This window comes from Euzebya tangerina (assembly GCF_003074135.1).
Lineage (GTDB): Bacteria > Actinomycetota > Nitriliruptoria > Euzebyales > Euzebyaceae > Euzebya > Euzebya tangerina.
In genome coordinates, this window is the sequence record NZ_PPDK01000001.1 from 1,391,849 (window position 1) to 1,418,343 (window position 26,495).

Sequence of the window (26,495 nt, forward strand, 5' to 3'; positions counted from 1 at the left end):
GTATGATCGCCCGCATGCCGGGCAACTTCATCGGGGTCGAAGCGGGCGGAACCAAGGTCGTGTGCGCCGTCGGTCGGGACCCGGATGATGTGGAGGAGATCGAGCGCATCCCCACCACCACGCCGGATACGACGCTCGGGCTGGTCGCCGGGTACATCGAACGACAAGCGGCCGTCCGTCCCATCGCCGGGGTGGGTGTGGCGTCGTTCGGGCCCCTCGACCTGGTGCCCTCCTCGGCGACCTACGGGCACCTGACGACCACACCGAAGCCGGGCTGGCAGGGGGCCGACCTGTTGGGGCCGCTCTCGCACGTGACCTCGGCCCCGGTCGCGCTCGACACCGATGTGAACGGCGCCGCGCTGGGCGAGCTGCGGTGGGGGGCCGGCGTCGGCCTGGACTCGCTGGCCTACGTGACGGTCGGGACCGGGATCGGCGTCGGCCTGATCACCGGTGGGCGCACCGTCACCGGGCTGGCCCACCCCGAGGGCGGCCATCTGCTGGTCCGTCGGCATCCGTCGGACCCGCTCGAGGGACGCTGCCCGATCCACGGCGACTGTCTGGAGGGGCTGGCGGCCGGCCCGGCCTGGATGGACCGGTGGGGCGTGACCTCATCGGAGATGTCAGCAGCGCAGCTGGAGCAGGCCCTGGACATCCAGGCCTACTACCTGGGCCAGCTGGTGATGACGTTGGTCCTCGTCGCCTCACCCGAGCGGATCGTGATGGGCGGTGGCGTCCTCGCGGCCGACGGGCTGTTGGATCGGGTTCGCCAGTCCGCGACGACCGTACTGAACGGATACGTCAGCGTGCCGTCGGTGATGGCACGCCCAGAGGGTGAGGCGATGGCCGAGTACCTGGTCCCACCCGGCCTGGGCGACCGTGCCGGCGTGCTGGGTGCGATCGCGCTCGCGCAGGACCTGGTCGAGTAGCCCGGCCGGCTGCCGGGGGGCGCGGACGCGGGTCGGGCTTCTCAGCGAGGCCCCGGCCGGTGGACCCGGACCCAGGTCGCCATGGCGATGCCGCTTGCCACCCCCGCGTTGATCGAGCGGGTCGACCCGAACTGGGGGATGTGCAGGGTCGCCCGGACGGCCTTGCGTGCGGGGGCGGACAGGCCCGGGCCCTCCTGGCCCAGCAGCAGCACCGAGCGCTCGGGCGGCGGATGCTCGTGGATGCTGACGGAGCCCGGCAGGTTGTCGATCCCGATCAGGTGCAGGTCCTGCCCGGCCGCCCACTCGGCCAGGGCAGCAGCATCCTCGTGGTAGTGGATCTGCAGGTAGCGGTCCGTCACCATCGCTCCGCGCCGATTCCAACTCCGGCGCCCGACGATGTGGACGCCGGCGGCCCCGAACGCATTGGCGTTGCGCACCACGGTCCCGATGTTGTTGTCGTGCCGCCAGTTCTCGATGGCGACGTGGAACGGGTTGGCGGTCGCCGCCAGGTCTGCCACGATCGCGTCGTGGCGCCAGTAGCGGTAGCGGTCGGCGACGTTTCGGCGGTCGCCGTCGCGGAGCAGGGACGGGTCGTAGTGGTCACGTGTGGGCCAGGGCTCCGGGTGTGGACCGACACCGACGTCGTCGTCCCGCTCGTCGCGCCGCATGCGGTGGCGCGACGTGTCCCACTCATCGGCCAGGACTCCCCAGCCGTAGGTGTCATCCACACCGACACCCTCGATCCACCGGTCCTGGCGTCGCCGCATCTCCCGACGGACCGCCAGTGCCTTCAGCAGCCCGTGTGCTGGGGCATTGGACCCGGCGCTCTCGAACGTGACCCGGTTCAGCCCCCAGCCCCCCTCGTCCTGTGGCCGGAGGAACGCCGAGATGACCCGGCTGACGGCCTCCCGTGCCAGCCCACGGCGCTGGTGGGTCTTGCCGATCAGGAATCCCACCTCCGTGGCCGCCGTTCGGGCGTCGATGCCGTTGCAACTCAGCGCACCCACGAGACCGCCGGTTGCGGCCTCGTAGATCCCCAGCAGTCGGGGCTCCGTGCGGTCGTGTGCATGTGCTGCCGCCCGGTCGGCGAGGTTCGTCGCCGTCTGCTCGACCGTCAGGTACTCCGTGGTGGCCCACGCCATCCACGGGAGCAGGGTGTCTCGGTTGCCGTCGATGAGTTCGAAGTAGGCCGGGGCGTCGTCGACGGTGAGGGGACTGATGATCGTCCTGGGGGTCAGGACCGGGGTGTCGAGCGCGCTCGACGGCTGCGGCGGCGTCCACGGCCGCGGCTTGCGGCGGGAGGGCAGGTCCATCGCCGGTACGGTATCGGCGATGGCTAAGAACCGGTCTGGCTGGTGACCGTCGTGGTGCAGATCGACGTGGCGGCTGATCCGCGTGGCTGAGCCACGATCGGGGGGCGGCGGGATCGTCGCGTGGACGGCTCGCCACCGGCCGGAGATCCTGCTGGCCACGCTGGTCCTGGTCGTCTCGGGGCCGATCGTGCAGGTGCTGATGGCGCATCAGTCCTCGCGCCTGGCCTTCACGGCCGCGATATGGGATCAGGGCACCGTCCGGATCGATGCGTATGAGGACATCCTCGGGGTCGACTACGCGGAGCGCGACGGGCGCCTCTACAGCGACAAGGCGCCCGGGCAGCCGTTCCTCGCAGCGCCGTTCTACGGGGCTGCCCGGGCACTGGGTGCGGAGCCGGGTGAGGTCCAACGGCCCTTCAACAACTACACGCTGTGGTGGACCTCGTTCTGGTCGGCCGTGGTCCCGCTCATTGTGCTGTCGGTGCTGATGCGGCGGCTGGCCTTGCAGGTCGCCGGGCCGCGGGCAGCAACCGCGGCGGCGGTGGCGGTGACGTTCGGGACGTTGCTGCTGCCCTTCTCGACGGTGCTGTTCAGCCATGTGCTGGCGGCCGCCCTCTGCTTCGGGGCGTACCTCGCCGGTCGTGAACCGGAGGCCCCGCCGGCCCGTCTGGCCTCGGCCGGGTTCCTGGGGGGACTGGCCGTGGTGACGGAGTACACGGCGGGGATCGTCGTGGTGGTCCTCGGCATCGTCGTGCTGCTGCGCCATCGAACGGGGATCCTGGCCTACGTCGCCGGGGGGCTGCCGGCCGCGGCGATGTTGGCGGTCTACAACACGGTGGCCTGGGGGTCCCCGACGCTGTTCAGCTATGACTTCTCGGCGTCCTTCGCGGACTTCCACCAGCAGGGGCTGTTCGGAATCCGCATCCCCGACCCGGTGCTCACCGTGCAGGTGCTGGCCGGGGAGCGCGGGTTGCTCACCATGACCCCGATCGTCCTGGTCGGGTTGATCGGGTTGGCGCAGTTGGCCCTCTCGTCCTCGTCTCCGCTCCGTGCTGGTGAGGCGCGACTGGTGCGCGGTCGCGAGATCGGAGTCGTGGGGCTGATCGTCTTCGCCGGCTTCGTGGCGGTGCAGGGCGGCTGGTTCAGTGTGACCGCGGGGGCATCTCCGGGGCCGCGGTACGTGGTCGCTGCCCTGCCGTTCGTGGCGGCGGGTGTGGCGCGGGTGTGGCGGTCCTCGCCGGTGCTGGTCGTGGGGGCGGGGTCGATCGGGGCTGTCGGCATGCTCGCGTCCATCGCCACGAACCCGCTGGCCCAGCCGACGGAGGACTTCGCGGTGGGGCACTGGATCTGGCGGCTGGTGAACGACCGGTGGGGGGACACGTTGCTCTCGCCGTTCATGCCCGACCCGTGGGCTCACGTGGTGCAGTTGCTGGTGGCACTGGGCGTGCTGGTGGCGCTGTGGCGTGCCAGTGGTCAGGCTGCGCCCAGGCAGGTTGTCCACAGGCGTCAGTCCCTCGATCTCGCCGACCATCCATGATGGAGGTGTGACGACCGTGATCCCAACCGCACTGGCTGATCTGCCGGAGGACGCCTTCCGTCCGCTCCGGCGGGTTGAGTTCCAGGCCATGGTCGATCAGGGCCTGTTCGAGGGCACCAACGTGGAGCTGGTGGGCGGGGTGTTGGTGGAGATGAGTCAGCAAGGTCAGCCGCACAGTCAGCTGATCCGGCTCTTGACTCGGCTCATCGTCAGGAGTGTCGGCGATGATTATGAGGTCGGGATCCAGACACCCCTGGCGGTGGATGAGATCTCGCTGCCAGAGCCGGATCTGCAGGTCCTGCCGGCCGGCCCGTACTGGGACGCGCATCCCGAGCAGGCGCTGCTGGTCATCGAGGTGTCGAACTCCTCGCTCCGGTTCGACCTGGGTGAGAAGGCTCGGCGGTACGCCGCGAGCGGATACCCCGAGTACTGGGTGGTGGACGTCGAGGGCCGCCAGATCCATGTCCACAGGCAGCCGAGTAATGAGGGTTGGAGATCGGTGGAGATTGTCTCGAGCGGGGTGTTGCGATCCTCAGCCGTCCCTGCCGTGGTCGTCCGGGTCGACGAGTTGTTCGGGTACTAGAGGGAGACGGATGATGGACGGGGAACGGGGCTGGACCCTCGACGTGCGGTCGTACGCCCTTGGGATTGTGATGGGCCTCATCCCGTTCCTGCTCTGGCCCTGGGCTTCCGAGTGGTTCGACAACGACGAGCCGGCAGTAGACCCGACTAGAGCCGAACCACTGGTGGACCACGGCCCCCACGAGGGCGTGGCCGTGCAGGTCGATGCACGGGGAGAGCGGATCGTCGCCCAGCTCTACGCCACCAGTGGTCCCGGGGGAGCGGTTGATCTCGGTTCGTCCGAGGGGATCGACCGGGTGATCGTTCCCGACGCGGCAGATGCGCAGGCCCCGGCGGCCGCCTGGACGTCTCGTCGCCGGGACGATGTCGTGCTCACGATCGTGGATGACGTTGCCCTGACAGCTGAAGACCCGCCAACGATCGACATGCCAGTGCCTGTGGATGAGATCATCGACCTGGCGAGCCTGGTTCCAACCGAGCTCGGGCTCCGGTATCAGTTGGTGGTGTTCGGACGTGTGGCGGGCGACGTGGTGAGCGTTCCCATTACCGTGGCCGAGGAGCAAGCTGGTGCCGACGGAGGGGTCATCGTCGGCGACGTCCAGCGCATGGGGATGAGAGAATTTCCGCCACAGTTGGAGCTCCTTCGGTTCAATGTGCCGAACGGCGCGGCCACGGCGGTCGTCGTCGGCCAAGACCCACTGGTGGTCGTGGACGAGACTGGCCGTAGGATCCAGACGGGCGATCTGACCCTTCGTTCGCCCATCGAGCTGCACGAACCTCCACCGGCGGAGTGATGCGTGCTGGTCCAGGCCATCGTTGGGTCGGGCTGTCAGCTCGAGCGCGGTCGAACACTGGGTCCGTACTCGGCGTCGGCAGTCTCAGTCGAACATCGCTCCACGCGTCGGATCACCGTGCACGTCGTGCAACGCGCGCAATTGCGCCGCCGTCGTCCGCCTCGTCGACAGGTCATCTGGCAGGTTGCCGAGTGCCCAGAACGTGGGGTTGGCCGTTTCGGGGGTCTCGCGAAGCAACTCGCCGCCGATTCGTTCGCACTCGAAGAATGCCTTGTATAGACGCGGTGGGCCCCGGGTGGATGGTTGTGCCGGTCACGATCGAGCAACGCGAGCAGTCGTGATGCACGTACCACAAGCCCGTCTCCTCCCCGACCTCGCGCTCGGCAACTTGGGCCGGTGTGTCCGTGACGTCAGCCCAGCCCCCCGGGCAGGGTCCACCGCATCTGATCCGACTTCTCCTGCACGAGAAGCATCCGGCTCTCCGAGTCGAATACGACTCCCCTCACGTCGATCTTCGGCGTGATATGACCGTGATCGGAGGCGAGCACGTCACGGATAGTCACCGGGTCTGTGTCAGAGCCAGCGGCCAAGATCTCTGCGGCGATTCCCTCGACGGCGCGGTAGCGGTCGGCGTCATAGGTGTTGGGATGGAAGCGTTCGTCCGTCGCGTAGAAGAACCCGGTTCGGCCGATGGCGGCAAGTTCACGGGCCCAGCGCAGCCACTGTGGCGGCGACATTCGTATCGCGCGTCCTTCGTTTCTGGGTGGTTGTCTGACGAACGATAGCCCGACCGCAGCAGCGGCAGCTCAGATGGTGTTCTTCATGACGTCGGCGACCGTGATGTCACACCCCCTGCGTAGACTTCAGGTATGAAGATCAGGGGTCCGCGGGACAGCGAAGCTGCAGGTCAGGCTGCAGTTCGCTCACTCGCGTGGGCCCGCACTGACGGGGATGATGCGGATCCGGTTCGTACCGCGATCGAGGCGTTTGTCTCCGTCGATCGGGCCATGGCTGTGGCGCTCCGGGCCCTGGCCGCGGCCGAGCCCGAGCATGGGGTGCCGGCCGACCGGCTGGTCGCCCTGGCCGCCAACGTGGCCGGCTGGGACGTCGGGTTCTGCATGCGGGCCATCGAGGTGCTGGCGGCCATGCCACTGACGTGGCAGGCCTTTGATGAGGGGCGGATCTCCTGGTCCCAGCTCCGCGGCATCATCAGCGCCGCAAAGGCCCTGCCGGTCGCCGACCGGGAGACGCTGGATGACCAGCTCACCGGTCTGGTCGACAGCAACAACCGGGCCGAGCCCGAGCGGCTGCCCGATGTGGCGGCTGATCTGGCCCGCCGACTGGCAGATGCCCGGCAGGCTGAGCGGGAACAGGCCCAGGCCGAGCAGTCCTTCATCCGCTTCCAACCCTCTCTGCTGGGTGGCGCCGACTTCTACGGCCGCGGTGATGATGACCAGATCGCCACCCTGACCGCCGCCCTTGACGCCGCCGCTGACCCACCCGTAGCAGACGACGACGATCTGCCCACCGATACTCAGGGCCGACCGGTCCCTGCTGCGTGGCGGCGTCACACCGCCCGCGCCACCCAACGGATGGAAGCGCTGCGCCGCATCGCCGCTCACAGTCTCGCTGGTCGTGCCCAAGGTACCGCCCGGCCATCCATCACCGCGGTCGTCGACATCACCGACCTCACTCCACATCGATCGGCCAGCGTGGGTGGCGCACCGAGCCATCGAGGATCGTCTGAATTTGGAGCGGCCCCTCGATCCCACGACGCCGAATCGAGATCGGACCAGTCCGACGTGTTGAGCCGGGTGCCGAATGCGGCGCCAGCGGCAACGGCTCGGATGTTGTGGAACCTCGCCGGTGGCCGGCGGCCGCTCTCGACTGCAGCGGTGCGGATGTTGGCCTGTGATGCCAGCCACACCCCACTCCTGACCGACGGCACCAGGCTCTTGGCCATCGGCGACGCCTATCACCCGATCTCGAGTGGCCTCCGACGCGCCGTCACGACCCGCGATCAGGGCTGCCGGTTCCCGGCATGCCGGGCACCAGCCGCCCACACCGATCTGCACCATGTCATCCACCGCGCCGAGGGTGGCCCCACCGAGGCGGCCAACCTGGTCGCGCTGTGCCGCCCCCACCACCGCCTGGTCCACCAGCACGGCTGGACCCTCACCCTCGCCCCCGACGGCAGGCTGGATCTCAAACGGGGCCGCTGGCACCTCACCAGCCAGCCTCGCCTCCGCCCACCCCCACCAAGCCGTGCTGCCTCGCACTCCGGCGACCCGCCGAACGGATACCGACAAGCCGCCCGCCATCGCCGAGACGGGCCCGCACACCAAACGGGCGCCGATCCTCCAGGCCAGTCCGTGCCGCTGCCCTTCTGAGGCGACCGGCCCTCGACCCAGGCAGCCGGGATGGCTGCCATCAAGCCGCAGCATGACGACCCGTCACCACGACGTGCCGTTCGTGTGCCCGAAGACGGACGACTCAGCCCAGGTCCCTGACCAGCAGCCAACCTCTCGCCACGGACACGGACCGTGAGCCTTCGGAGCGCCGGCCCGCCACAGTGAGTGAAGGCTGCAAGTCGGCTCGCCAGGCGTCGCCAGGGGGCCTGACATCCCGCGCTCTCGCCCACTCGACCCCAGCCCGCAGGTCGCCGATCGCTGCGCGGGGGATGACAACCGGATCAAGACGAGAGAGCGGCGAGACGGGAAGGTCATCCCGGCCGTAGATGACCTCACCCGTCGTGCGCATCTCGAGCAGCCTGACGACGGCGCCGGTTCCTAGTCGCTGTTCCTCTGTTGCGAGGTGAAGGGTCTCCGCGGACGCCGACCACCGCAGCCACAGGGGAACGGAGTCCAGCAGCGGGGAGAGCCGGCGAACAGCTCCGATCCGCAGCGACTCACCTGACCGATCCTTGGCCGAGACGACGACCTGGCTTGCGCCGCCCACTGCATCAGGCCGCAGCCGGAATGAGCCACGAATCTGCGGGCCGCAACCCACGAGCGGCTACTGGCCACTGCCGTCGGGCAACTCGTCCAGTGCGTCTCGCGGTACCACGACAGGGTCGATTCGCGACAGAAGCGAGATGGGCAGGTCATCGCGGTCCCTAAGCACCCGCCCGGTGGTGCTCATCTCCAGCAACCGCACGACCGCAGAGCCATCATCCGCGCCCGAGATGACTGCGACGTGCACCGTCGATGCGGTAGCGGACCAGCGAACCCACAACGGAACCGAATCGAGCAACGGCAACAACCGGGCGACGTCGCCAATCCCAATCTCTGGACCGGAACGGTCGATCTCGGCGACCACAAGCTGGCTCGGACCGCCTTCCGGCTGATCCCCGAGGCTCACCGCGAACGTCACGTAGGTTCCGTCTGGCGAGAGTTGAATGGACTCGGCCTGGACAGTCTCGTCAGCGGATCCGTTTGACTCCACCACACTCACCTCGCCGGGACGGGCCACGTCGACCACGGCAACTCGGTCACAGGTCGTGGGCTCCCGGCCGTCTGGCTCGTCTGATTCGCAGAAGGCCAGGAGGCTGTCGGCCTGCGTGACGTGTCGGAGCGTTCTGGGGGAGACCTCGATCAACCTGTCGGGCTCCGCTGGATCCCACAGGTGGAGCGGAAGGGCGCCGACCTCTCTGAGCACAGCTAGACCGCCGGGAACGCCGTGAGCCACGGAGAAGCCGGCCGGCAGCGTGCCCTCGGCGATGACGGCCCCGTCGTGCACCTGGACATGCCGGACCGTGGGCGCACCCGGACCGATCCGATCGCCCGGGTAGTCCACGAGCCAGACCGTCCCATTCTCGGCTCCAGGTACGGCGTACTCGGCACGGCCGAGGAGCAACGGCCCGGACCCGTCGAGAGATGTCGAGTAGATCTCGCCCCAGCCCACGACCAGACGGCCACCGGTCGCGATCACCTGGAAGGGATGATCGCCCGGTCGGTCGCCGGCCACCTGAACGCCGGTGGCAGCTGAGCCCGTGGTCGGCGCGATGTAGGCCACCGTGTCGGGTTGGTCTCGCAGGATCAGGACATCGTCGCTTGTGTTCGACGGCGTCGGGGCCCCGGTGAGGTCAACCGGCGCCCATGTACACCCGCCCGCCGTGCGCCGACTGTCCACACAGGGCCGGAGGCCGGCAGCGGTCTCGGGCGGCACCGAGGTGGCACTCCGCCGGACCACCACGGTTGCTCCGCCCGGCACGAACACACCTGGTGCCTGATCAATATCGCTGGACCCGTCCAAGCCAATGCGCTGCAGGTTCCACACCGCATCGTCCGTCCCACCGACCTCCATGAAGCCCACGTACACGTCCTCGCCGGAGGTCGACCACTCGACGACCTGCGGTGTCCACCCCTCCGCCAGCGGCACGTCAACGACCAACTCCAGACCATCACGCGTCGAGTCCCGGTCGCGACTGAGCGCGAAGAACGCTGCCACGGGGACCTCGCCCTCACCCTGGCCGAGGACCAGCAGGTGCCGGCCGTCAGGCGACAACCGGATGCTCGCGACGCTGGTACCGGGTGAGAGATCTCGGCCGGTCACGTCCCACTGGTCGGCCGACGCCGCCGTGTTCAACACGGTCAGGCGTTGGCAGTCGTTCTCGCAGAAGGCGACCAGTTCACCGGAGCTGTGCACGTGTTGAACGGGACCGGCGGTGGCGACTCGGTCCAACTCGGTCGGGGCATCCCGTCGCCAGACCTGGACCTCGGGTGACGCCGAGGCATCCATCGGCACGCCGACCAGTCCATCGGGCACGCCTCGAATCGGGGCCATCCCAGCCGGCAAGGTCGCCGCCTCGAGCACGGCTCCGCTGGCGGCGTCGACCCGTTCGACCTGACGACGCTTGGCCCCGTTGACCATGTCCACCAACCACACAGACCCATCCTCGGCGGCCGGGACAAGCCGATGCGACTCGCCCAGGACGATCTGGTCCGTGCCCTCGAGCGTTGTTGAGACGATGGTCCCAAGACCAGTCACGAGGCGATCGCCCGCAACGACCAGTGGGTGTGGCTCGTGTTGGAGGTCGTCCGGGATGGGGGGATGCACACCCATCGCCGCGCCCTCTCGGACCGTTCGGGCCGAAGGATCCACCGACGTCAGTCGGTAGGGACGGTCCAGGGTGAGGATGACGTCACCCGAACCCGCGACACCATCCGCGCCTCCGGGCACGTCACTGGCAGCCGGTTCGTCGACGATCCCGATCGAGTCCGTGTCGAGCCCGGGACGGGCCACCAACGCAATCGAGAGCACGACTACCGCGATCGTTCCGACGCCGAGCACGTTGCGTCGTACCCGTCGTTGCCGATGCCGAACGCGCAGAGCAGTTGGCGAGGGGCGCTCCTCATGAGGCAGCGCGGCCATGAGGTCACGGCTCGCCCTCCGAGCGAGCAGATCCAGTTCTGGTGCCTCTGGGCCACCGTCATCACTCATCGCGGGTCACCTCCGTCGACGTCCTCGTCCGTGCTGAGCCGCCGGCGAAGACCAGCCCTGCCCTGATGCAGCAGGGCCTTGGCGGTTCCCTCGGCGATGTCCATCAGGCTGGCCACGTCACGCACCGACCGATCCTCCAGGTAGTGCAGGGCAACGGCTTCGGCCTGCCGTGGAGGAAGTGACCGGACGTGCTCCCAGAACTCCTCCGACTCCACGGTCGTGTCCAGTTCGAGTGGCTCCACTCGGCGCCGTGAGAGGCGAAGCACGGCCCGGAACTCCGTCCGCGCACGCCGGAGTCGCGAGCGAGCCAGGTTGACCGCCGCCGTCCGGACCCATCCCGGTGGGTTGTGGACCTCGCCGGCTGCCATCGCAGCCAGCAGCTTGATGAACGCATCCTGTGTAGCCTCCTCGGCCACGTCGACGCGACCGGACATCACATAGGCAAGGCCCAGCACCTGCGTGTAGTGCTCGGCGTAGACGCTCTCGAAGTCCTCACCGGGCGCGCCACCCAGTCCCCCGCCGACGTCGGGGTTCTCCCACCCGACATCCGTCACCCCGCCTCCTTCGTGTCGCATGACCGTACGACGCGCGAGCGGCCCGGCGGGGTTTAGTCCGACCTGGAGTCGTTCGCTGCTAGCCTCCGCGACGTGCCGGGCGAACCGATCCGACGCCACGTTCTCGTCACCGGGCGAGTCCAGGGTGTCTTCTTCCGGGCCAGCACGCGCGACGAGGCCCGGCGGCAAGGGGTAACGGGATGGGTGCGCAACAACCCCGGTGGGACGGTCGAGGCGGAGGTCCAGGGCCCGCCGGAGCGCGTTGAAGCCGTCGTCGACTTCTGCCGCCAAGGACCCCGGTTCGCCCGCGTCACCTCCTGCGACGTGCAGGAGATTCCGGTCGAGACCACCGAGTCCGACTTCGAGATCCGCTGACCGCCGACGTGGAGCGTTGGGACCTCATCGTCGTCGGAGCTGGACCGGCCGGGGCGACCGCCGCCATCACGGCCCGACGGAACCGACCGGACGCACGGGTCCTGCTCATCGACCGGGCCACGTTCCCGCGCGACAAGGCGTGCGGGGACGCCATCGCTGCCCACGCGTTCGAGGAGCTCGCCCACATCGGCGTCAGCGGCATCGAGGACGATTGGCCGGAGGTGTGGGACCTGGACCTGCTCGGTCCGGGCGGCCACCACGTGACCGGCCGCGGTGCCAGGCCCAACCGCATCATCCCGCGAGTCGATTTCGATGCCCGACTGGTCGAGCACGCTGCCGCGGCCGGGGCGGTCGTCCGCACCGAGCGGGTCCGCACGCTCGAGACTGACGGCTCCACCTTCGTGGTCAACCGTCATCTCCGCGCGCCGCACCTCATCGCTGCAGACGGGGCCAACTCGACCATCCGACGGCTGGTGCAGGACGGCACGTCCGACCCCCGACATCGCACCCGCAGCAGCCGTCACCACGCGATCGCGATCCGCGCCTACGCCCGGACGACGCGCCACGACCATCCCACAGCCGGACGTGCCCAGCACATCGAGTTCCTGGCGGACGGCTGGCCCGCCTACGCCTGGTCCTTCCCGCTTCCCGACGGGCGCGCCAACATCGGCTACGGCCTGCGCACCTCGCAGCTGCGCGGTGGCGGCCGCCCGGAACTGCTCCGTCGACTGCGACAGGCCCTCCCCGAGGCCGACATCGAGGAGGGGACCGTCGCTGGTCACCCCCTACCGTTCTCCACGGGGCGCCCGCCGGCAACGGGTCGCGGCGTGCTGTTCGTCGGGGACGCCGCCGGTCTGATCAACCCGCTCACCGGCGAGGGCATCTTCTACGCCATCGCGTCGGGTCGGATGGCCGCGCAGGCGGTGACCGGCACCCAACGTCACCCGGCGCTCCTGAGCCGGCCGGACGATCGCTACGACGCCATGCTCACGCGCCGGTTCGGCACGCACTTCGCGACGACGAGTCTGCTGGCCCGGCTGCTCGACATCCCATCGCTGATGCCGATCATGATCCGCGCCGGCCGGGACCCGGCGGCGTTCGCTGACCTGGCCGAGATCGGGCTCGGCGAGGGTCGGCTCACACCCCGCCTGCTCCGCGCCGTCCTCCGCGGCGCACTGCAGCGACGCTGACATCACCACCGATCACGATGCGGCCCGGTGGGGCCTGTGAGCGGGTCCGCGGGGGCGTCAGCCGCGCAGGACGCCTCCGACGCCGTCGTCCAGGTCGAGCAGCGCCTTGTGGACGACGGTGATGTCAGCGCCGGTGGCCAGACCAGCGCGGATGGCCGCGTCGGCCAGCGGGACCCGGACGGCATCGAGCTCCAGGTCGTGCAGGATGGTCGAGTCGGCGGCGACCTGCTCGGCGGCCGGCCCGACGTGTGCGGTCAGACCCTCCGCCTCGTCGAGCACGACCAGCAGATCGGCAACGCGGCCCTCGAACAGGGCAGCCAGGACATCCGCTCGGCCCTCCGCACCCTCACCTCGGCCGAGCGCCTCGGCCAGCCGCTCGGTCACGGCGGTCCGGCGCGCCAGCGCCTCGTCCCGCACGGCCACGTCCACCGCGTCGATGAGTTGGTCGGTCGACCCATCCTCGGCACGACTGCCGCCCTCGATCTCGACCAGCATCTCTGCGGTGTGGGGGTCCAATGACTCGCGGAGCAGCGAGATCATGCGGTCGGTCCCGGTGACCAGGACGAGGTCGATGTCGAGCCGCGCGACCTCGGCCCGCAGACGCTCGGCGACCAAGCGTGCTGTCGCTTCCCAGTTCTCCTCGGCACGTTGCTGGAAGCGCTGTTGGGACCACCCGCCCGGGTTGGACTTGGTGATGTGGGTCGTCGCACCCTCGACGGTGACGTCGTCGTCCTGATCCAGGGCCGACACCAGCTCGATGTCGGCGCCCTCTCGGTCGATCAGGACGACGGCGTGCGGTACCCAGGTCTGCTTGGCAGCCACGAGTCGACCGAGCGCCGGAATCGGGCCCGGCTGTACCTCGAGGTCCACGGCGGTCGGCATGGACCACACCTGGACGGCGTCGTCCGCCACCACCGCGACCAGACCGGATCCCGCGTCGTGGCCGTGATCGCGGAGCGCATCGAGCAGGCGCGAGACCGCATCCGCGTCGATCTCGTGCTGGCCCAGCTCCTGCTCCAGCGTGGCCAGGCGAGCCTGAAACTGCTCGTCGGCATCCTCCCCCTCGCTCGGTGCCGGTACGAACACGGTGGCGTCACAGCCCCGCTCGTACCACTGACGGAGGGAGCTGCCGGTCGCTTGATCCAAAGACGTCATGAGTCCGTGCTACCCGCGGACCGCGAGCCCTGACACGTGTCCGACGGTGACGGTGACTGTTTGGTCGCGGTAGGGTCCGACCATGAGCGCGTTGGACCCCGACCCGGGACCACCACCAGTCGGCGGGGAAGCTGCCGAGGTCTTGGTCACCATCGAGCGGTTCCTGGCCGACCAGCAGCCGGGTGAGGCGAGCGGGACGTTGACCCGCCTGCTCGAGGACATCGCGCTGGCCGGCAAGCTGATCGCCAGCCGGACCAGACGGGCCGGCTTGACCGAACTGCTCGGCAAGGCCGGTGTCGTCAACGTCCAGGGCGAGGACCAGAAGCTGCTCGACGTCTACGCCGACGAGGTCATGACCTCGCTGCTCGGCGGCCACGGTCGGGTCTGTGCGATCGTCTCCGAGGAGCAGGCGGAGGTCAGGGTCCTGGATCCCGACGCCCCCTACGTGGTCGTGCACGACCCGATGGACGGCTCCTCCAACATCGATGCCAACGTCAGCATCGGCACCATCTTCGGCGTCTTCCGGCGGGAGGACCCGACGGCCGAGCCTGTCCAGACCGACTGGCTACGCCCAGGCCGCGATCTCGTCGCCGCCGGCTACGTGCTCTATGGCACCTCCACCATGCTGGTGTACAGCGTCGGTCAGGGCGTTCACGCGTTCACGCTTGACCCGGAGGTCGGTGAGTTCCTGGGCACCTGGACCGACCTGCGGTTCCCCGACGATGCGGCCTACTACTCACTCAACTTCGCCTCGCTGCCGCACTGGGACAGCGGGATGACCCGCTTCGTCGAGTGGTTGAACCGGGATGACACACCGACGCTGTCGCAGCGCTACATCGGGTCCGCCGTCGCCGACTTCCATCGCAACCTGCTGCACGGCGGCGTCTACGGCTACCCGGGCGAGATCGACCGCCCCGAGGGCAAGCTGCGGCTGGTGTACGAGGGGGCACCGCTGGCCTTCCTCGCCGCCCAGGCGGGCGGTCGCGGTTCTGATGGCGCCCGAGACCTGCTGGACATCACGCCGACCGACCTCCACGAGCGCACGCCGGTGTTCCTCGGCAACGCTGACCTCGTCGACCAGTTGGAGCGCTGTTTCGCCGACGGCGAGTAGCCGACGGCACGCTGCTCAGGACCGACGGAGCACGATCAACGAGTCAGTCATGGTGATGATCGTGCCGTCGTGCCACTGCGCGCGACGCTCGAGCGGCTCGGCGCGCACGACCTGCCAGCCACCCTCCAACTCGAGCGCATTGAGTTGCTCGTCGATGTCCGGGAGGTCGAAGCCGTCGTGGGCGTGGCCGGGGGTGGCTAGGTGGGAGAGGATCACGTAGGTCCCGCCCCGTGCCACCGCCGCCTTGGCTCGCCGCACGATCTGCTCGCGGGGGATCTCCACGGGTGAGAGGAGATAGGACGTGGTCACGAGGTCGAAGGACCCATCGACCGTGCCGGTGGCGAGGTCCTGCACCCGGCTGGTGACGAGATCGGCCACCCCCTCAGCCACGGCGGCGGCGTCCAGGCGGTCCATCGCGGTTCGGGAGACGTCCACCGCGGTCACGTCCCAGCCCTGCTTCGCGAGCCAGATGGCATCTCCGCCCTCCCCAGCGCCCAGGTCGAGCGCCCGACCCGGCCGAAGGTCTGAGACGGCATCCACCAGACCGACGTTGGGTCGGCCGGTCCACACCTGGCCTCGCTCGGCGTAGCGGGTGTCCCAGAAGGTCGCCAGGGTCTCGTCCGGATCCGGCTCCCAGTGGGCGTGCGGGTCCTCGCGGTCCACCGTCGTGGGCTCTGACCGTTCCGGCGTGGGCGGAGGGGTGATGCCAGCGCGCTCCAGCGTGATGGCGATGCCCGCGCGCGATCCGGCAGCCATTGCGGCCAGGACCTGGCCACCGGGTTGAGCGGAGGAGTCCGGCCAGGCGCAGTCGCCGACAGCCCACAGGCCCGGTAGCGATGTGCGGCCGTCGACGTCGGTGGCGACGAAGTCGTGGCGACGCTGCAGTGCAAGACCATCCACGGGGGAGGTGCGAGGCTGCGGTGTTGCATGGACGAACACCCCGTCCACCCGCAGTTCGCTGCCATCGGTCAGTCGGACGGCCACGCCATCAGCGGCGGCATCCGTGCTCGCGACGTCGCTCGGCGAGGCGGTCTGGACCTGATCGGTCCAGCCGGACAGCAGTCCGCCGAGGTGACCGGCGACGGGCTCGTCGGCGATCACCAGGACCGGCCGGCCGGCGTAGGGAGCCGCGTCGCAGAACGGGCAGCTGTGGGCCTGCCGGCCCCAGATGGCGGGGAGTCCCGCGATGCGGGGCAGGCTGTCACGGGCACCGGTGGCCAGGACGACATGGCGGGCACTGATCACGTGGTCATCGTGGCTACGGACCAACAGCCGCCCGTCCGACCCCTCCTCGACGGCGCTGACCATGCCCGTGCGCCTGGCAACGGTTGGCAAGGCGTCGACCTCCGCGCGAGCCGCGGCCAGCAGATCCGCCGGGTCGGCGCCCTCCCGTGTCGGCACGTTGTGGGCGTGGTCGGTCTCGGCATTGCGCGCTGGGCCGTCTCCGATGATCGTCACGTGGTGCTGGGCGCGTCCCAGCAGCAGGGCAGCGGCCAGTCCGGCGAAGGAGGCGCCGATGATCACGACGTCGGTGGTGGCGACGTCTGGGGTGGGGGTCTGTGGTGTGTCCATGACGACACCGTAGACAAGCCGATGTCACTACGGCATAGTTAATGCCATTATGGCAACAAGTCTGGAAGCTCGGCTTCGCATCGAACTCGGTCGCGCACGGACGGCTGCGGGGCTGTCGTTGCAGCAGCTGGCCGACCGGTCGGAGGTGTCCGCCTCCACGCTGTCGCGGCTCGAGACCGGCGATCGACGGATCACCGTCGAGTTGCTCGACACCGTGGCCGATGCACTCGACACCAGTGCCGTGGCCCTGCTGGCCGAGGCCGCGCGGGAGGACCGGCTCTTCCTGCCCACACCGACGGTCGAGCTATCGGCAGGCATGAGCGGGGTGATCCTTCGAACCGAGGACGACGGCCGGCAGCTCATCCGCATCACCATTCCGCAGCGGCGTCGGCTCCCCGACCTGATGACCCATCCGGGCTCGGAGTGGTTCCACGTCCTCCGCGGTCGGATCCGACTGCGCGTCGGCGACCGGGACGTGGTCGTCGAGCCCGGTCAGACGGTGCAGTTCGACACCACACAGCCGCACGCCTTCGGCGGACTCGACGGGCCGGCGGAGATCCTCAGCCGCTTCGAGCCGGGCACCCACCGATAGTCACGACCGACCGCTCGTCTCAGTCGGCGACGACGACCAGCAGATCCTTCGCCGAGACCTGTTCGCCGGCGGACACGACCAGCCGCTGCACCGTGCCGGCCCGCTCGGCGTGGATGGCCGTCTCCATCTTCATCGCCTCGATGGACAGCAGCAGGTCGCCGGCCGCCACCTGCTGGCCCTCGGCCACGTTCACCGAGACGACAACCCCTGGGACCGGCGCCGCGACGTGAGACGGATCATCCGGATCCGCGGTGGGACGGACGACGACGGTGCTCGCCACCTGGCGATCATTGACGCGGACGGAGCGGGGTTGGCCGTTCAGCTCGAAGAAGACCCGGCGTTCCCCCTCGGCGGTCGCCTCGCCGATGGCGCTCAGCAGGATGTGCAGGGTCTTGCCACGCTCCAACTCCACCGAGATCGCCTGGCCGGGCTCCATCCCGTAGAAGAAGATCGGCGTCGGCAGCACCCGGACAGGCCCGAAGTCTCGGCGACGACCCATGTAGTCCAGGAAGACCTTGGGATACATGAGATAGGAGCAGAGGTCCTCCTCGCTGACGGGAAAGCCGTTGAGCTCCTCCACCAACCACGCCTTCGTGGCCTCCAGATCCACCGGCGCCAGCGTCTCCCCCGGCCGAGTTGTGATCGGCGACTCGCCCTTGAGGACCTTGGCCTGCAACGCCGGAGGGAACCCACCCGGCGGTTGACCCAAGTTGCCGCGGAAGTAGTCGACGACCGACTCGGGGAAGGCGACCTCGCGGTCAGGGTCCTCGACCTCCTGCCTGGTCAGCCCGGCCGACACCATGAACAGGGCCAGATCACCCACCACCTTGGAGGAGGGGGTCACCTTGATGATGTCGCCGAACATGTCGTTCACCTCGGCGTAGGTGGCCGCGATCTCCTCCCAGCGGTCCTCAAGCCCCAGTGATCGGGCCTGACCCTTGAGGTTGGTGAACTGCCCGCCGGGCATCTCGTGCAGGTACACCTCCGACGCACCGGCGCGCATCGGCGTCTCGAATGCCGCGTACTGGTCCCGCACGGCCCCCCAGTAGGCGGAGATGCTCCGGATGGCCGCGCTGTCCAGGCCGGTGTCCCGTGGCGTGTTGCGGAGCGCTGCGACGATCGATCCGAGGTTCGGCTGCGAGGTCAGTCCCGACATGGAGTCCATGGCGGCGTCGACGGCATCGACGCCCGCATCGGCGGCAGCCAAGAGTGTAGCGCCGGCGATCCCGGAGGTGTCGTGGGTGTGCAGGTGGATCGGCAGGCTGACCGCCTCACGGAGGGTCCCGATGAGCTCGGTCGCCGCGGCGGGTTTGAGCAGCCCGGCCATGTCCTTCAGCCCCAGGATGTGCGCACCGGCGTCCTCCAGTCGGACGGCGAGGTCGGCGTAGTACGCCAGGTCGTACTTGGACCGAGCCGGGTCGAGGACGTCGCCGGTGTAGCAGATCGTCCCCTCGCAGATGGCCCCGCTGTGGCGGACCGCGTCCATCGCGACGTGCATGTTGTCGACCCAGTTCAGGCTGTCGAACACCCGGAACAGGCCGACGCCGCTGTCTGCCGCCTGCTCGACGAACCGACGGACGACGTTGTCGGGGTAGTTGGTGTAGCCGACGCCGTTGGAGGCGCGCAGCAGCATCTGGGGGAGCAGGTTCGGCATGCCGTCGTGCAGCTCGCGCAGCCGGTGCCAGGGGTTCTCCTGCAGGAAGCGCATGGCCACGTCGAACGTGGCACCGCCCCAGCACTCCACGCTGAACAGACCTCCCATCGTCTCGGCGTAGGCCTTCGTGGCGCCGAGCATGTCGAAGGTGCGCATGCGGGTGGCGAGCAGCGACTGGTGCGCGTCGCGCATGGTCGTGTCGGTGATGAGCAGCCGCTCCTGCTGCTGCATCCAGGCGGCGACGGCCTCGGCGCCGTCGCGGTCGAAGATCTGGCGGGCCGTCTGCCATGGCTGGGTCTGGCGTTCGTCGACCGGCTCGAAGGTGCGCATCAGCACGGGCCCGGCGACCGGAGGGGCCGGGCGCTCAGCGGTGTCGGGATGCCCATTGACCGTGATCTCTGCGATGTACCGGAGCAGCTTGGTCGCGCGGTCGCGCGGCTCGGCGAAGTCGAACAGCTCCGGGTGGTTGTCGATGAAGCCGGTGGTGTAGCTCGCATCGCGGAAGGCCGGGTGGGAGACCAGGTTCTGCAGGAACGCCAGGTTGGTCGCGACGCCGCGGATGCGGAACTCGGCGAGGGCGCGCTGCATCCGCGCGATGGCCTGCTCGGGGTCCGGCGCCCACGCCGTCAACTTCTCGAGCAGGGAGTCGTAGAACCGCGTGATGACGGCGCCGGAGTAGGCCGTTCCGCCGTCCAGCCGGATGCCGAAGCCGGTTGCGCCGCGGTAGGCGGTGATCCGTCCGTAGTCCGGGATGAAGTTGTCGGCCGGATCCTCCGTCGTGATCCGGCACTGCAGGGCGTGGCCGTTCAGGTGGACGCCGGCCTGGTCGGGCACCCCGGTCGCCTCGGCCAGCGTCGCCCCCTCGGCGATGCGGATCTGCGCCTTGACGATGTCGATGCCGGTGACCTCCTCGGTCACGGTGTGCTCGACCTGAACCCGGGGGTTGACCTCGATGAAGTAGAAGGCGCCCGTGTCGGCGTCCATCAGGAACTCGATGGTTGCGGCGCCGGCGTAGGTGACGCGGCGGCACAGGTCCAGGGCGAGGCCGCACAGCTCCTGGCGCTGGTCATCGTCGAGATACGGGGCTGGTGCGCGCTCGACCACCTTCTGGCGGCGCCGCTGCACCGAGCAGTCGCGCTCGTACAGGTGCATCAGGTCGCCGTGGCTGTCGCCCAGGATCTGGACCTCCACGTGACGGGCGCGCTGGACCAGCCGCTCTAGGTAGACCTCACCGTTGCCGAAGGCTGCCTCGGCCTCGCGCCGACCCTCCCGGACCAGCGCCTGCAACTGCTCGGGACCGGTGATGGGGCGCATCCCACGGCCGCCGCCGCCCCAGCTGGCCTTGAGCATCGCGGGGAAGCCGACCGCCTCGGCCGCGGCGGCGATCTCATCGGGGTCCTCGGATAGGGCTGCGGACGCGGGGACGACCGGCACACCCGCCCGCTCGGCAATGCGACGGGCGCTGACCTTGTCGCCGAGCGCCCGCATGGTCTCGGGGGAGGGGCCGATGAAGGTGATCCCGTTCGCCGCACAGGCCTCGCCCAGCTCGGGGTTCTCCGACAGGAAGCCGTACCCCGGGTGGATGGCGTCCGCGCCCGACATGAGAGCAACGCGGATGATCTCCTCCACGGAGAGGTAGGCCTCGATCGGCCCGAGCTTCGGACGCCCGTCGCGCTCCTGGCCGATGGGATAGGCCTCGTCGGCCTTGAAGCGGTGCAGGCCGAGCGTGTCCTCCTCGGCGAACACCGCAACGGTCCGCTTGCCGAGTTCGGTGGCCGCCCGCATCACGCGGATGGCGATCTCGCTGCGGTTGGCGACCAGGACGGTCTCGAAGGTCGGCATGGGACTCCCTGTTCAGATGACGCCGGGATCGGTGAGTTCAGCACGCGCCTGTCGCAGCGCGACGAGGTGGTCACGGGCGTCGGCCAAGGTGGCCTGGACGTGCGCCTGCGACGCATCACCATCGGCCTGCAGGTGGACGGCCTCATCAGCCAGGGCAACCAGCAGGTCGGCAAGCTCGCTGACCTGGGCACGCAACGGGGCCGACGGCGTGCCGCCGAGCTGCTCGGTCCGGCGGTCGGTCGCGAGCAGTCGGTGCAGACGAGTGATGCTCATGTCCAGCTCGGCCGTTGCAGCTTCGTGGATCCAGCCGTCGGCGGTCAGGTCGTGGACCAGCGTGCGGGCTTGCAGCAGACGGGACCACTCATCACGAACGTCCTCTGCCAGCTCACCTGGGGGCAACGTCGGCTCCTCCGAGGCCGTCGGCGTGACGGCTGGTGCGCTGGTCCCCGACCTGCCCGACCCGGACTTCCGTCTGCGCGTCCGTGCTCGGGGTTCGCGGAGCGTGACCGCCACTGCCGCCGTGGAGAGGGTGATCACCAGGGTTGCCGCGGCCAGGGTCCAGCGAAGCAGTCCGGGATCGCCGACGAACGCAAGAGCGGCGGTGACGAGCCCGAAGAACACGGCGCTGACAGCTGCGGTGATCTGCAGCGGGCGACGGTACCGCCGCAACAGGGAGCCCTTGGACCGAGTGGCGCTGCGGAGCGTCCGCTTGGCTGCCTTGCCCGCGTCCTCCAACAGGTCTTCGAGCAGATCGTCAAGGTCCATCACCGTGAGCGTATCCGCGGGTGTCATCGTAGCCCTCGGCGTTGGGGAGCCCGTTCAGGCGGTGTCGTAGACCAGACGCCGAGCGTCGGCCGGGTCAGCCGCCGCGAGGGCCGCCTCCGCTGCCGCACGGCAGGCGTCCAGCGACGCACCGGCCAACGAGATCCGCACTTCGGCCACTGCCGGTGCTGACATCGACAGGCTGGTGATCCCCATCCCCACCAGCACGCGTGCCAGCAGCGGGTCACTCGCTGCCTCGCCGCAGACGCCGGCGGGGACGTCGGCCTCCCGGCCGGCCGCGCCAACCCTGGCAACGAGGTCCAGGACGGCCGGCTGCCAGGGGTCCAGCAACTCGCCCAGTTCGCCGACCAGCCGGTCGGCCGCGAAGGTGTACTGCGACAGGTCGTTGGTTCCGATGGAGACGAAGTCCACGACCTCGACGAGGTTGCGGGCCTGGATGGCCATCGACGGCACCTCGACCATCACGCCGGCCGTGGACAGTCCGATGCTGTGTGCTCGTTCGACGAAGCCAGCCGCTTCGTCAACGGTCGAGACCATGGGCGCCATCGTCCACACCTCGCACGGTGCGTCCTCCGCTGCGGCTGCCAGGGCCTCGAGTTGCCGGTCGATGATGCCGGGCTCGAGTTCCCGCAGCCGCCAGCCGCGCAGGCCGAGTGCGGGATTGTCACCCGGACCGGGGTCGACGAACGGCAGTGGTTTGTCCGCGCCGACGTCGAGGGTCCGCACCACGACACGTCGCCCGCCGAACGTCTCGAACAGCCGCCGGTAGCTGGCCGTCTGCTCCTCGACCGTGGGCTCCTCGGTCCGGTCCAGGAACAGGAACTCGGTGCGAAACAGCCCGACGCCCTCGGCGTCGACATCACCCGCACGAGTCTGTCCCTCACCCGCGGGCTCGGCGTTGCCCACGTTCAACAGCAGCTTGACGGCGTGGCCGTCGGCTGTACGGCCGGGTCCGGAGGAGGAGGCCAGCAGCTTCGCGCGCTCCTCCTGGCGCCGCTGCGCCGCGGAGATCTGGTCGTCGGTCGGGCTGACCGTGACGATGCCGGTCGAGCCGTCCGCGATGACGGTGGTGCCCTCCTCCAGATCGAGCGCGCCGCCGCAGGAGACGATCGCCGGGAGGCCGAGTGACTTGGCGATGATTGCGGTGTGGGAGGTCGGCCCGCCCTTCTCGGTGACCAGCGCGAGGATCCGCTCGGGGTCGAGATCGACGGTGTCGGCCGGCGCGAGGTCCTCCGCGAGCAGCACGAAGGGCTCCTCCTGGTCGGGGATGCCGGGCATGGGCAGGTGCAGGAGCCTGGCGACCATCCGGTTGCGCAGGTCGATCAGGTCGGCCGCGCGCTCGGCCATGTAGCCGCCCATGTCCTCCAGCATCTGGCGGAAGTGGGTGATGGACTCATCCACCGCGTACACCGGCGTCTTCCCGCCCTTGATGGCATCTGCGACCATGGTCCGCAATCCGGGGTCGCGGGCCATCATCGACTGGGCATCCAGCACGGCCACGGCCTCACCAGCGGCGCGGTCCCGCCGCGCCTCCAGGTCCTCCGCGACGTGGTCCATCGCTCGCTCAGCGCGGTCGATGTCCACCTCCGGGTCGCCCTTGATCTTGGCGGGCGGCAGCTCCTTGACCGGGGTGCCCATGTGGGCGACCGGAGCGATGCCGATGCCCGCGCACACCCCCGTCCCGATCAGCTCGACCCCGATCCCGTCCGTCGCCGTGTCGGTCGTCATGGGATCACGCGTCCAGGTCGCTGGCGATCAGGTCGGCCATCGCGTCGACGGACTCCTGTGCGCCGTCGCCGGAGGCCGTCACGGTCAACTCGTCGCCGTGCCCGGCCCCGAGCGCGAGCACCATGAGCATGGACGCGGCTTGGGCCTTCTTGCCCTCGGCGGTCTCGAGGAAGACCTGTGCGGGCTGCTCACCCGCGGCCTTCACGACGGCGGCGGCAGGACGGGCGTGCAGCCCGACCGACGATCCAACGGTGACAGTGCGGCTGACGGTGTTCTCATCTGACATGGCTGGCTCCTTGTGGTGGCTCGACCGGGCCTGTCGGCTCAGGCCGAGCCGGATGTCATGGCTCGACGACGACCTTGATGGCCTCGCCGGAGATCACGGCCTCGATGGCTGCGTGGACCTCCGACAGCGGCAGCTTGTGGGTGATCAGGTCGTCGACCGGCACCTCGCCACTTGCGATCATGTGCAGGGCTCGTCGGTTGTGGGTCGGGCTCGAGCCGTTCGCCCCGATCAGTGACAGCTCGGAGTAGTGGACCTTGTTGGAGTCGCACCTGATGTAGGGGTTGTCCTTCGGGAGCCCCCCGAAGAAGCTGACGCGCCCCTGCGCGGCCGCCATCTCGATGGCGTCCTCCTGGGCCTTGCCGGAGGGCGCAGCGGTGATGATCACGCTGGCCCCCCGGCCGTCCGTCAGACGCAAGACCTCGTCGATAACGTCTTGGCCTGAGCCGACGATTGCGGCGTCCGGATCAACTCGATCGGCAGAGAGAGTGAGCCGTTCTTCGTTGATGTCGGTCAAGAAGACCTTGACCGCACCCTTCGCTCGCGCGAGCCGGACGTGCAGACAACCGATGGGGCCGGCCCCCATCACCACAACCGTGTCTCCCTCACCGACGCGCGCGAGTTCCTGGGCGTTGAGCGCACAGGCCAGCGGTTCGGTGACGGAGGCTTCGGCGTAGCTCAGCCCCTCGGGGATCGTGTTGACGCCGTTCACCCGGACGACCAACTCGGGGACGATCATGTACTCGGCGAATCCGCCGGGGTACTGATAGCCCATCGACGTCTGGTTGGGACAGACCTGCATGATGTCGTCATCGCAGGCCCAGCAGTCGCCACAGGGAACAGCGGCGATGACCTGGACGCGGTCACCGATCTCGAAGCCTTGGGCGCCCTCGCCGATCTCCACCACCTCGCCGGCCAGCTCGTGGCCGATGATCTGCGGTGGATCGAGTCGCGGGTGTCCGTGGTTCCAGATCTTTGCGTCGGTGCCACAGGTGGACGTGGCGTGCATCCGCAGCTTGAGCTCCCCAGGCCCAGCGGAGGGTTCCTCGACGTCGTCGACCCGGAGGTCGCCGGGTTCGTAGAACGTTGCAGCAAGCATGGTGTGATGGTCCTTCGGGTGGTGGTTGTCGTGGGTGTGTTCGCTAGGAGCGGGCGGTGTTGCTCAGCAGCGCGAGAACCCGGTCCGGGTCGTCGGTGCTGCGAAGGGCTTCGGCTTGATCGGCATCCATCAAGATGGTGGCCAGGGCCGACATGACGGCCAGGTGCTCGTCCGCCGCAGCCGCGATGGCGATGGCGACCTTGACGTCCTGGCCCTCCCAGTCGATCCCGTCAGGGAACTGGAGGAAGGCGAGGCTGGCCCTGCGGACGTACTTCTTGGCCTCGTTGGTGCCGTGGGGGATGGCGACACCTTCGCCGACGAAGGAGGAGACCATCTGCTCACGTTCCTGCATCGCTTCGGCGTAGTGGGACTCCACCGCACCGATGCTCACCAGGACTGCCCCCGCCTGCTCTACGGCATCCTCACGGGTGGTCGATGGGAGGCCCAGCTTGATGGCCTCCCGCGGCAGCAGAGCTGCGATCCCTGCTGCCGCTCCGGTGGAGGAGTCACTCACCCAGGGTCCCCCCGTCCCGGATGGCGGCCTCCAGCGTGTCGAAGGCCGGGTCGCCCATGAACATCATGTAGGGCAGCAGCGGAGAGTTGGGAGCCGCCTGTTTGGCTCGGTCGGCCAGCCCCTGGTGGCACAGGACCACGTCCGCCGTCTCGTCGGTGAGCTGGTTGACCGGGCTGTGCGACACGCTCACCCCGTAGGGCTTCAGTCGGGCTGCCAGCTGGTTGGTCAGCAGCACGCTGGACCCCATCCCGGCCTCGCAGGCCACCACGACGGTCTTCACGTCGCTTCCGTTGATCGTTGCCATGGCGCTACGCTCCTGCCGGGTTGACCTTGACGCCCTTGTTGGCCTTGCTCTGCGCCGTTGCCTCGTCCAGGTCGACGACCTCTTCGGTGCGCTCAGCCTTCAGCAGAACGATGCCGACGACGGCCGCGACGATGGTCGAGAGCGTGATGCCGAGCAACGGGCTGACGAAGCCGCCTCGTGGAGTGACGGCCAGCCACGCGAAGATCGAACCGGGTGAGGGAGTGGCGACCAGGCCACCACCCGTGACCATGAACGTGGCGACACCGGTGGCACCGCCGGCGATGGCCGCGATGATCATCTTCGGCTTCATGAGGACGTAGGGGAAGTAGATCTCGTGGATGCCGCCGAAGAAGTGGATGATCATCGCACCGGGGACGGACTGTCGGACGTTGCGGGGACCGGCGACCAGGAAGGCGATCAGGATGCCGAGCCCGGGACCGGGGTTGGTCTCGATCATGAACATGATCGACTGGCCGAGTTCCTCGGCCTCGACCGCTCCCAGCGGCGACAGCACGCCGTGGTTGATGGCGTTGTTCAGGAACAGGACCTTGGCCGGCTCCACGATGATCGAGGCCAAGGGCAGCAGGCTGTTCTCGACCAGGAAGTCGACGCCGTTGCCCAGTGCGGTGGTGATGCCGCTGACGATCGGGCCGATGATGTAGTAGCCGCCGATGGCCAGCAGCGTCCCGAGGATGCCGAGCGAGAAGTTGTTCACCAGCATCTCGAAGCCACTCTTGACCTTCGGGACGACGATGCTGTCGAACTGCTTGAGGACCCAGGCGCAGGCCGGCCCCCAGATCATCGCGCCGAGGAACATGGGGATCTCGGTGGCCACGATGATGCCCATCGTGCCGACGGCCGCGATCACCGCGCCGCGCTGACCGTGGACCAGCCGCCCGCCGGTGTAGGCGATCAGCAGCGGGAGGAGAGTGAGGATCATGGGGCCGACCATCGAGGAGAGCCCCTCGTTGGGTAGCCAGCCCGTTTCGATGAAGAGGGCGGTGATCAGACCCCAGGCGATGAACGCGCCGATGTTGGGCATGACCATGGCGGCGAGGTTGCCGCCGAACTTCTGGACGCTGGCCTTCCACCCACCTGAGGTGGGGGGCGCGGCTGCTGCTGTGCTCATTTTGGGTTCCTCCAAT

23 protein-coding genes and 1 pseudogene are annotated in these 26,495 nt (G+C 69.1%); 9 read left to right on the forward strand and 15 right to left on the reverse strand.

The window, feature by feature from the left end:
• Window positions 1-14 precede the first annotated feature (14 nt).
• Complete coding sequence (locus tag C1746_RS06400) at window positions 15-926, forward strand: ROK family protein (RefSeq protein ID WP_116715597.1); 912 nt, start codon at window positions 15-17, stop codon at window positions 924-926.
• Window positions 927-967: 41 nt separating this feature from the next.
• Here the strand turns inward: C1746_RS06400 and C1746_RS23160 are convergent, their stop codons facing one another.
• Both C1746_RS23160 and C1746_RS23165 read right to left on the reverse strand, forming a co-directional pair.
• Window positions 968-1,594 carry a TrmH family RNA methyltransferase gene (locus C1746_RS23160; RefSeq protein WP_414627956.1) on the reverse strand — a complete coding sequence of 209 codons (627 nt, stop codon included), beginning with the start codon at window positions 1,592-1,594 and terminating at the stop codon, window positions 968-970.
• Window positions 1,595-1,723: 129 nt separating this feature from the next.
• A pseudogene (locus tag C1746_RS23165) lies at window positions 1,724-2,239 on the reverse strand (GNAT family N-acetyltransferase); the annotation flags it as partial.
• Between the two features lie 82 nt (window positions 2,240-2,321).
• Between C1746_RS23165 and C1746_RS06410 the strand changes: the two are divergent.
• From C1746_RS06410 to C1746_RS06420, 3 genes are all read left to right on the forward strand, one after another.
• Window positions 2,322-3,776, forward strand: a complete 1,455-nt coding sequence (locus tag C1746_RS06410) for a hypothetical protein (RefSeq protein ID WP_116713816.1) — start codon at window positions 2,322-2,324, stop codon at window positions 3,774-3,776.
• A 7-nt stretch (window positions 3,777-3,783) separates the two neighbouring features.
• Window positions 3,784-4,359 carry a Uma2 family endonuclease gene (locus C1746_RS06415; RefSeq protein WP_116713817.1) on the forward strand — a complete coding sequence of 192 codons (576 nt, stop codon included), beginning with the start codon at window positions 3,784-3,786 and terminating at the stop codon, window positions 4,357-4,359.
• 70 nt (window positions 4,360-4,429) lie between these two features.
• On the forward strand, window positions 4,430-5,152 hold the full coding sequence (locus C1746_RS06420) for a hypothetical protein (protein ID WP_162867451.1): 723 nt from the start codon (window positions 4,430-4,432) through the stop codon (window positions 5,150-5,152).
• Between the two features lie 410 nt (window positions 5,153-5,562).
• Here the strand turns inward: C1746_RS06420 and C1746_RS06425 are convergent, their stop codons facing one another.
• On the reverse strand, window positions 5,563-5,889 hold the full coding sequence (locus tag C1746_RS06425) for an NUDIX hydrolase (RefSeq protein ID WP_116713819.1): 327 nt from the start codon (window positions 5,887-5,889) through the stop codon (window positions 5,563-5,565).
• A 132-nt stretch (window positions 5,890-6,021) separates the two neighbouring features.
• Between C1746_RS06425 and C1746_RS06430 the strand changes: the two genes are divergently transcribed.
• Window positions 6,022-7,542, forward strand: a complete 1,521-nt coding sequence (locus tag C1746_RS06430) for an HNH endonuclease signature motif containing protein (protein WP_116713820.1) — start codon at window positions 6,022-6,024, stop codon at window positions 7,540-7,542.
• Window positions 7,543-8,167: 625 nt separating this feature from the next.
• Here the strand turns inward: C1746_RS06430 and C1746_RS06440 are convergent.
• Together C1746_RS06440 and C1746_RS06445 are read right to left on the reverse strand one after the other, a co-directional pair.
• Window positions 8,168-10,594 (reverse strand): hypothetical protein, encoded by a 2,427-nt coding sequence (locus C1746_RS06440; RefSeq protein ID WP_162867452.1) that lies wholly within the window; start codon window positions 10,592-10,594, stop codon window positions 8,168-8,170.
• Window positions 10,591-11,148 (reverse strand): RNA polymerase sigma factor, encoded by a 558-nt coding sequence (locus C1746_RS06445; RefSeq protein ID WP_162867453.1) that lies wholly within the window; start codon window positions 11,146-11,148, stop codon window positions 10,591-10,593. Before C1746_RS06445 ends, C1746_RS06440 begins: the two co-directional genes overlap by 4 nt.
• A 93-nt stretch (window positions 11,149-11,241) precedes the next feature.
• On the opposite strand from C1746_RS06445, the gene C1746_RS06450 reads away from it, so the two are divergent.
• The gene (locus C1746_RS06450) at window positions 11,242-11,523 is read left to right on the forward strand and encodes an acylphosphatase (protein WP_205711739.1); all 282 of its coding nucleotides are present in this window, start codon (window positions 11,242-11,244) and stop codon (window positions 11,521-11,523) included.
• An 8-nt stretch (window positions 11,524-11,531) separates the two neighbouring features.
• Complete coding sequence (locus tag C1746_RS06455) at window positions 11,532-12,713, forward strand: NAD(P)/FAD-dependent oxidoreductase (RefSeq protein ID WP_162867454.1); 1,182 nt, start codon at window positions 11,532-11,534, stop codon at window positions 12,711-12,713.
• 57 nt (window positions 12,714-12,770) lie between these two features.
• Here the strand turns inward: C1746_RS06455 and C1746_RS06460 are convergent, their stop codons facing one another.
• Window positions 12,771-13,868 carry a baeRF2 domain-containing protein gene (locus C1746_RS06460; RefSeq protein ID WP_162867455.1) on the reverse strand — a complete coding sequence of 366 codons (1,098 nt, stop codon included), beginning with the start codon at window positions 13,866-13,868 and terminating at the stop codon, window positions 12,771-12,773.
• Window positions 13,869-13,950: 82 nt separating this feature from the next.
• Here C1746_RS06460 and fbp point away from each other — a divergent pair, with 82 nt between their 5' ends.
• Entirely contained in the window at window positions 13,951-14,979 is a 1,029-nt protein-coding gene (gene fbp / locus C1746_RS06465) for a class 1 fructose-bisphosphatase (protein WP_116713826.1), read from the forward strand.
• Window positions 14,980-14,994: 15 nt separating this feature from the next.
• Here fbp and C1746_RS06470 read toward each other — a convergent pair whose 3' ends face one another.
• Window positions 14,995-16,551, reverse strand: coding sequence for an FAD-dependent oxidoreductase (locus C1746_RS06470; protein WP_116713827.1), 1,557 nt, complete (start codon window positions 16,549-16,551; stop codon window positions 14,995-14,997).
• Between the two features lie 49 nt (window positions 16,552-16,600).
• Between C1746_RS06470 and C1746_RS06475 the strand changes: the two genes are divergently transcribed.
• Window positions 16,601-17,143, forward strand: coding sequence for a helix-turn-helix domain-containing protein (locus C1746_RS06475; protein ID WP_116713828.1), 543 nt, complete (start codon window positions 16,601-16,603; stop codon window positions 17,141-17,143).
• Window positions 17,144-17,162: 19 nt separating this feature from the next.
• Here the strand turns inward: C1746_RS06475 and C1746_RS06480 are convergent, their stop codons facing one another.
• From C1746_RS06480 to mtlA, 8 genes are read right to left on the reverse strand one after another with little or no spacing between them, the layout of a single operon-like run.
• The gene (locus C1746_RS06480) at window positions 17,163-20,639 is read right to left on the reverse strand and encodes a pyruvate carboxylase (RefSeq protein ID WP_116713829.1); all 3,477 of its coding nucleotides are present in this window, start codon (window positions 20,637-20,639) and stop codon (window positions 17,163-17,165) included.
• A 12-nt stretch (window positions 20,640-20,651) separates the two neighbouring features.
• A complete protein-coding gene (locus C1746_RS06485; protein WP_162867456.1) occupies window positions 20,652-21,404 on the reverse strand; it encodes a hypothetical protein in 753 nt (250 codons plus the stop codon).
• 54 nt (window positions 21,405-21,458) lie between these two features.
• Complete coding sequence (gene ptsP, locus C1746_RS06490) at window positions 21,459-23,150, reverse strand: phosphoenolpyruvate--protein phosphotransferase (RefSeq protein ID WP_116713831.1); 1,692 nt, start codon at window positions 23,148-23,150, stop codon at window positions 21,459-21,461.
• A gap of 4 nt (window positions 23,151-23,154) precedes the next feature.
• On the reverse strand, window positions 23,155-23,436 hold the full coding sequence (locus tag C1746_RS06495; protein ID WP_116713832.1) for an HPr family phosphocarrier protein: 282 nt from the start codon (window positions 23,434-23,436) through the stop codon (window positions 23,155-23,157).
• 55 nt (window positions 23,437-23,491) lie between these two features.
• Window positions 23,492-24,532: a zinc-dependent dehydrogenase gene (locus tag C1746_RS06500; protein ID WP_116713833.1), complete on the reverse strand. Its 1,041-nt coding sequence runs from the start codon at window positions 24,530-24,532 to the stop codon at window positions 23,492-23,494.
• A 43-nt stretch (window positions 24,533-24,575) separates the two neighbouring features.
• Window positions 24,576-25,046, reverse strand: coding sequence for a PTS mannitol transporter subunit IIA (locus C1746_RS06505; RefSeq protein ID WP_205711740.1), 471 nt, complete (start codon window positions 25,044-25,046; stop codon window positions 24,576-24,578).
• The gene (locus tag C1746_RS22715) at window positions 25,039-25,350 is read right to left on the reverse strand and encodes a PTS lactose transporter subunit IIB (RefSeq protein WP_116713834.1); all 312 of its coding nucleotides are present in this window, start codon (window positions 25,348-25,350) and stop codon (window positions 25,039-25,041) included. The genes C1746_RS06505 and C1746_RS22715 overlap by 8 nt, the downstream gene beginning before the upstream one ends.
• 4 nt (window positions 25,351-25,354) lie before the next feature.
• A complete protein-coding gene (gene mtlA, locus C1746_RS06515; RefSeq protein ID WP_116713835.1) occupies window positions 25,355-26,479 on the reverse strand; it encodes a mannitol-specific PTS transporter subunit IIC in 1,125 nt (374 codons plus the stop codon).
• Window positions 26,480-26,495 lie beyond the last annotated feature (16 nt).

What these genes read in the sequence shown, in the direction of transcription:
- C1746_RS06495 (WP_116713832.1), bottom strand. Translation starts at nt 23,436, where the DNA reads ATGTCAGATGAGAACACCGTCAGCCGCACTGTCACCGTTGGATCGTCG.
- C1746_RS06425 (WP_116713819.1), bottom strand. Translation starts at nt 5,889, where the DNA reads ATGTCGCCGCCACAGTGGCTGCGCTGGGCCCGTGAACTTGCCGCCATC.
- C1746_RS06430 (WP_116713820.1), top strand. Translation starts at nt 6,022, where the DNA reads ATGAAGATCAGGGGTCCGCGGGACAGCGAAGCTGCAGGTCAGGCTGCA.
- C1746_RS06485 (WP_162867456.1), bottom strand. Translation starts at nt 21,404, where the DNA reads ATGGACCTTGACGATCTGCTCGAAGACCTGTTGGAGGACGCGGGCAAG.
- C1746_RS06500 (WP_116713833.1), bottom strand. Translation starts at nt 24,532, where the DNA reads ATGCTTGCTGCAACGTTCTACGAACCCGGCGACCTCCGGGTCGACGAC.
- mtlA (WP_116713835.1), bottom strand. Translation starts at nt 26,479, where the DNA reads ATGAGCACAGCAGCAGCCGCGCCCCCCACCTCAGGTGGGTGGAAGGCC.
- C1746_RS22715 (WP_116713834.1), bottom strand. Translation starts at nt 25,350, where the DNA reads ATGGCAACGATCAACGGAAGCGACGTGAAGACCGTCGTGGTGGCCTGC.
- C1746_RS06480 (WP_116713829.1), bottom strand. Translation starts at nt 20,639, where the DNA reads ATGCCGACCTTCGAGACCGTCCTGGTCGCCAACCGCAGCGAGATCGCC.
- C1746_RS23160 (WP_414627956.1), bottom strand. Translation starts at nt 1,594, where the DNA reads ATGCGGCGCGACGAGCGGGACGACGACGTCGGTGTCGGTCCACACCCG.
- C1746_RS06460 (WP_162867455.1), bottom strand. Translation starts at nt 13,868, where the DNA reads ATGACGTCTTTGGATCAAGCGACCGGCAGCTCCCTCCGTCAGTGGTAC.
- C1746_RS06470 (WP_116713827.1), bottom strand. Translation starts at nt 16,551, where the DNA reads ATGGACACACCACAGACCCCCACCCCAGACGTCGCCACCACCGACGTC.
- C1746_RS06440 (WP_162867452.1), bottom strand. Translation starts at nt 10,594, where the DNA reads ATGAGTGATGACGGTGGCCCAGAGGCACCAGAACTGGATCTGCTCGCT.
- C1746_RS06420 (WP_162867451.1), top strand. Translation starts at nt 4,430, where the DNA reads ATGGGCCTCATCCCGTTCCTGCTCTGGCCCTGGGCTTCCGAGTGGTTC.
- C1746_RS06400 (WP_116715597.1), top strand. Translation starts at nt 15, where the DNA reads ATGCCGGGCAACTTCATCGGGGTCGAAGCGGGCGGAACCAAGGTCGTG.
- fbp (WP_116713826.1), top strand. Translation starts at nt 13,951, where the DNA reads ATGAGCGCGTTGGACCCCGACCCGGGACCACCACCAGTCGGCGGGGAA.
- ptsP (WP_116713831.1), bottom strand. Translation starts at nt 23,150, where the DNA reads ATGACGACCGACACGGCGACGGACGGGATCGGGGTCGAGCTGATCGGG.
- C1746_RS06475 (WP_116713828.1), top strand. Translation starts at nt 16,601, where the DNA reads ATGGCAACAAGTCTGGAAGCTCGGCTTCGCATCGAACTCGGTCGCGCA.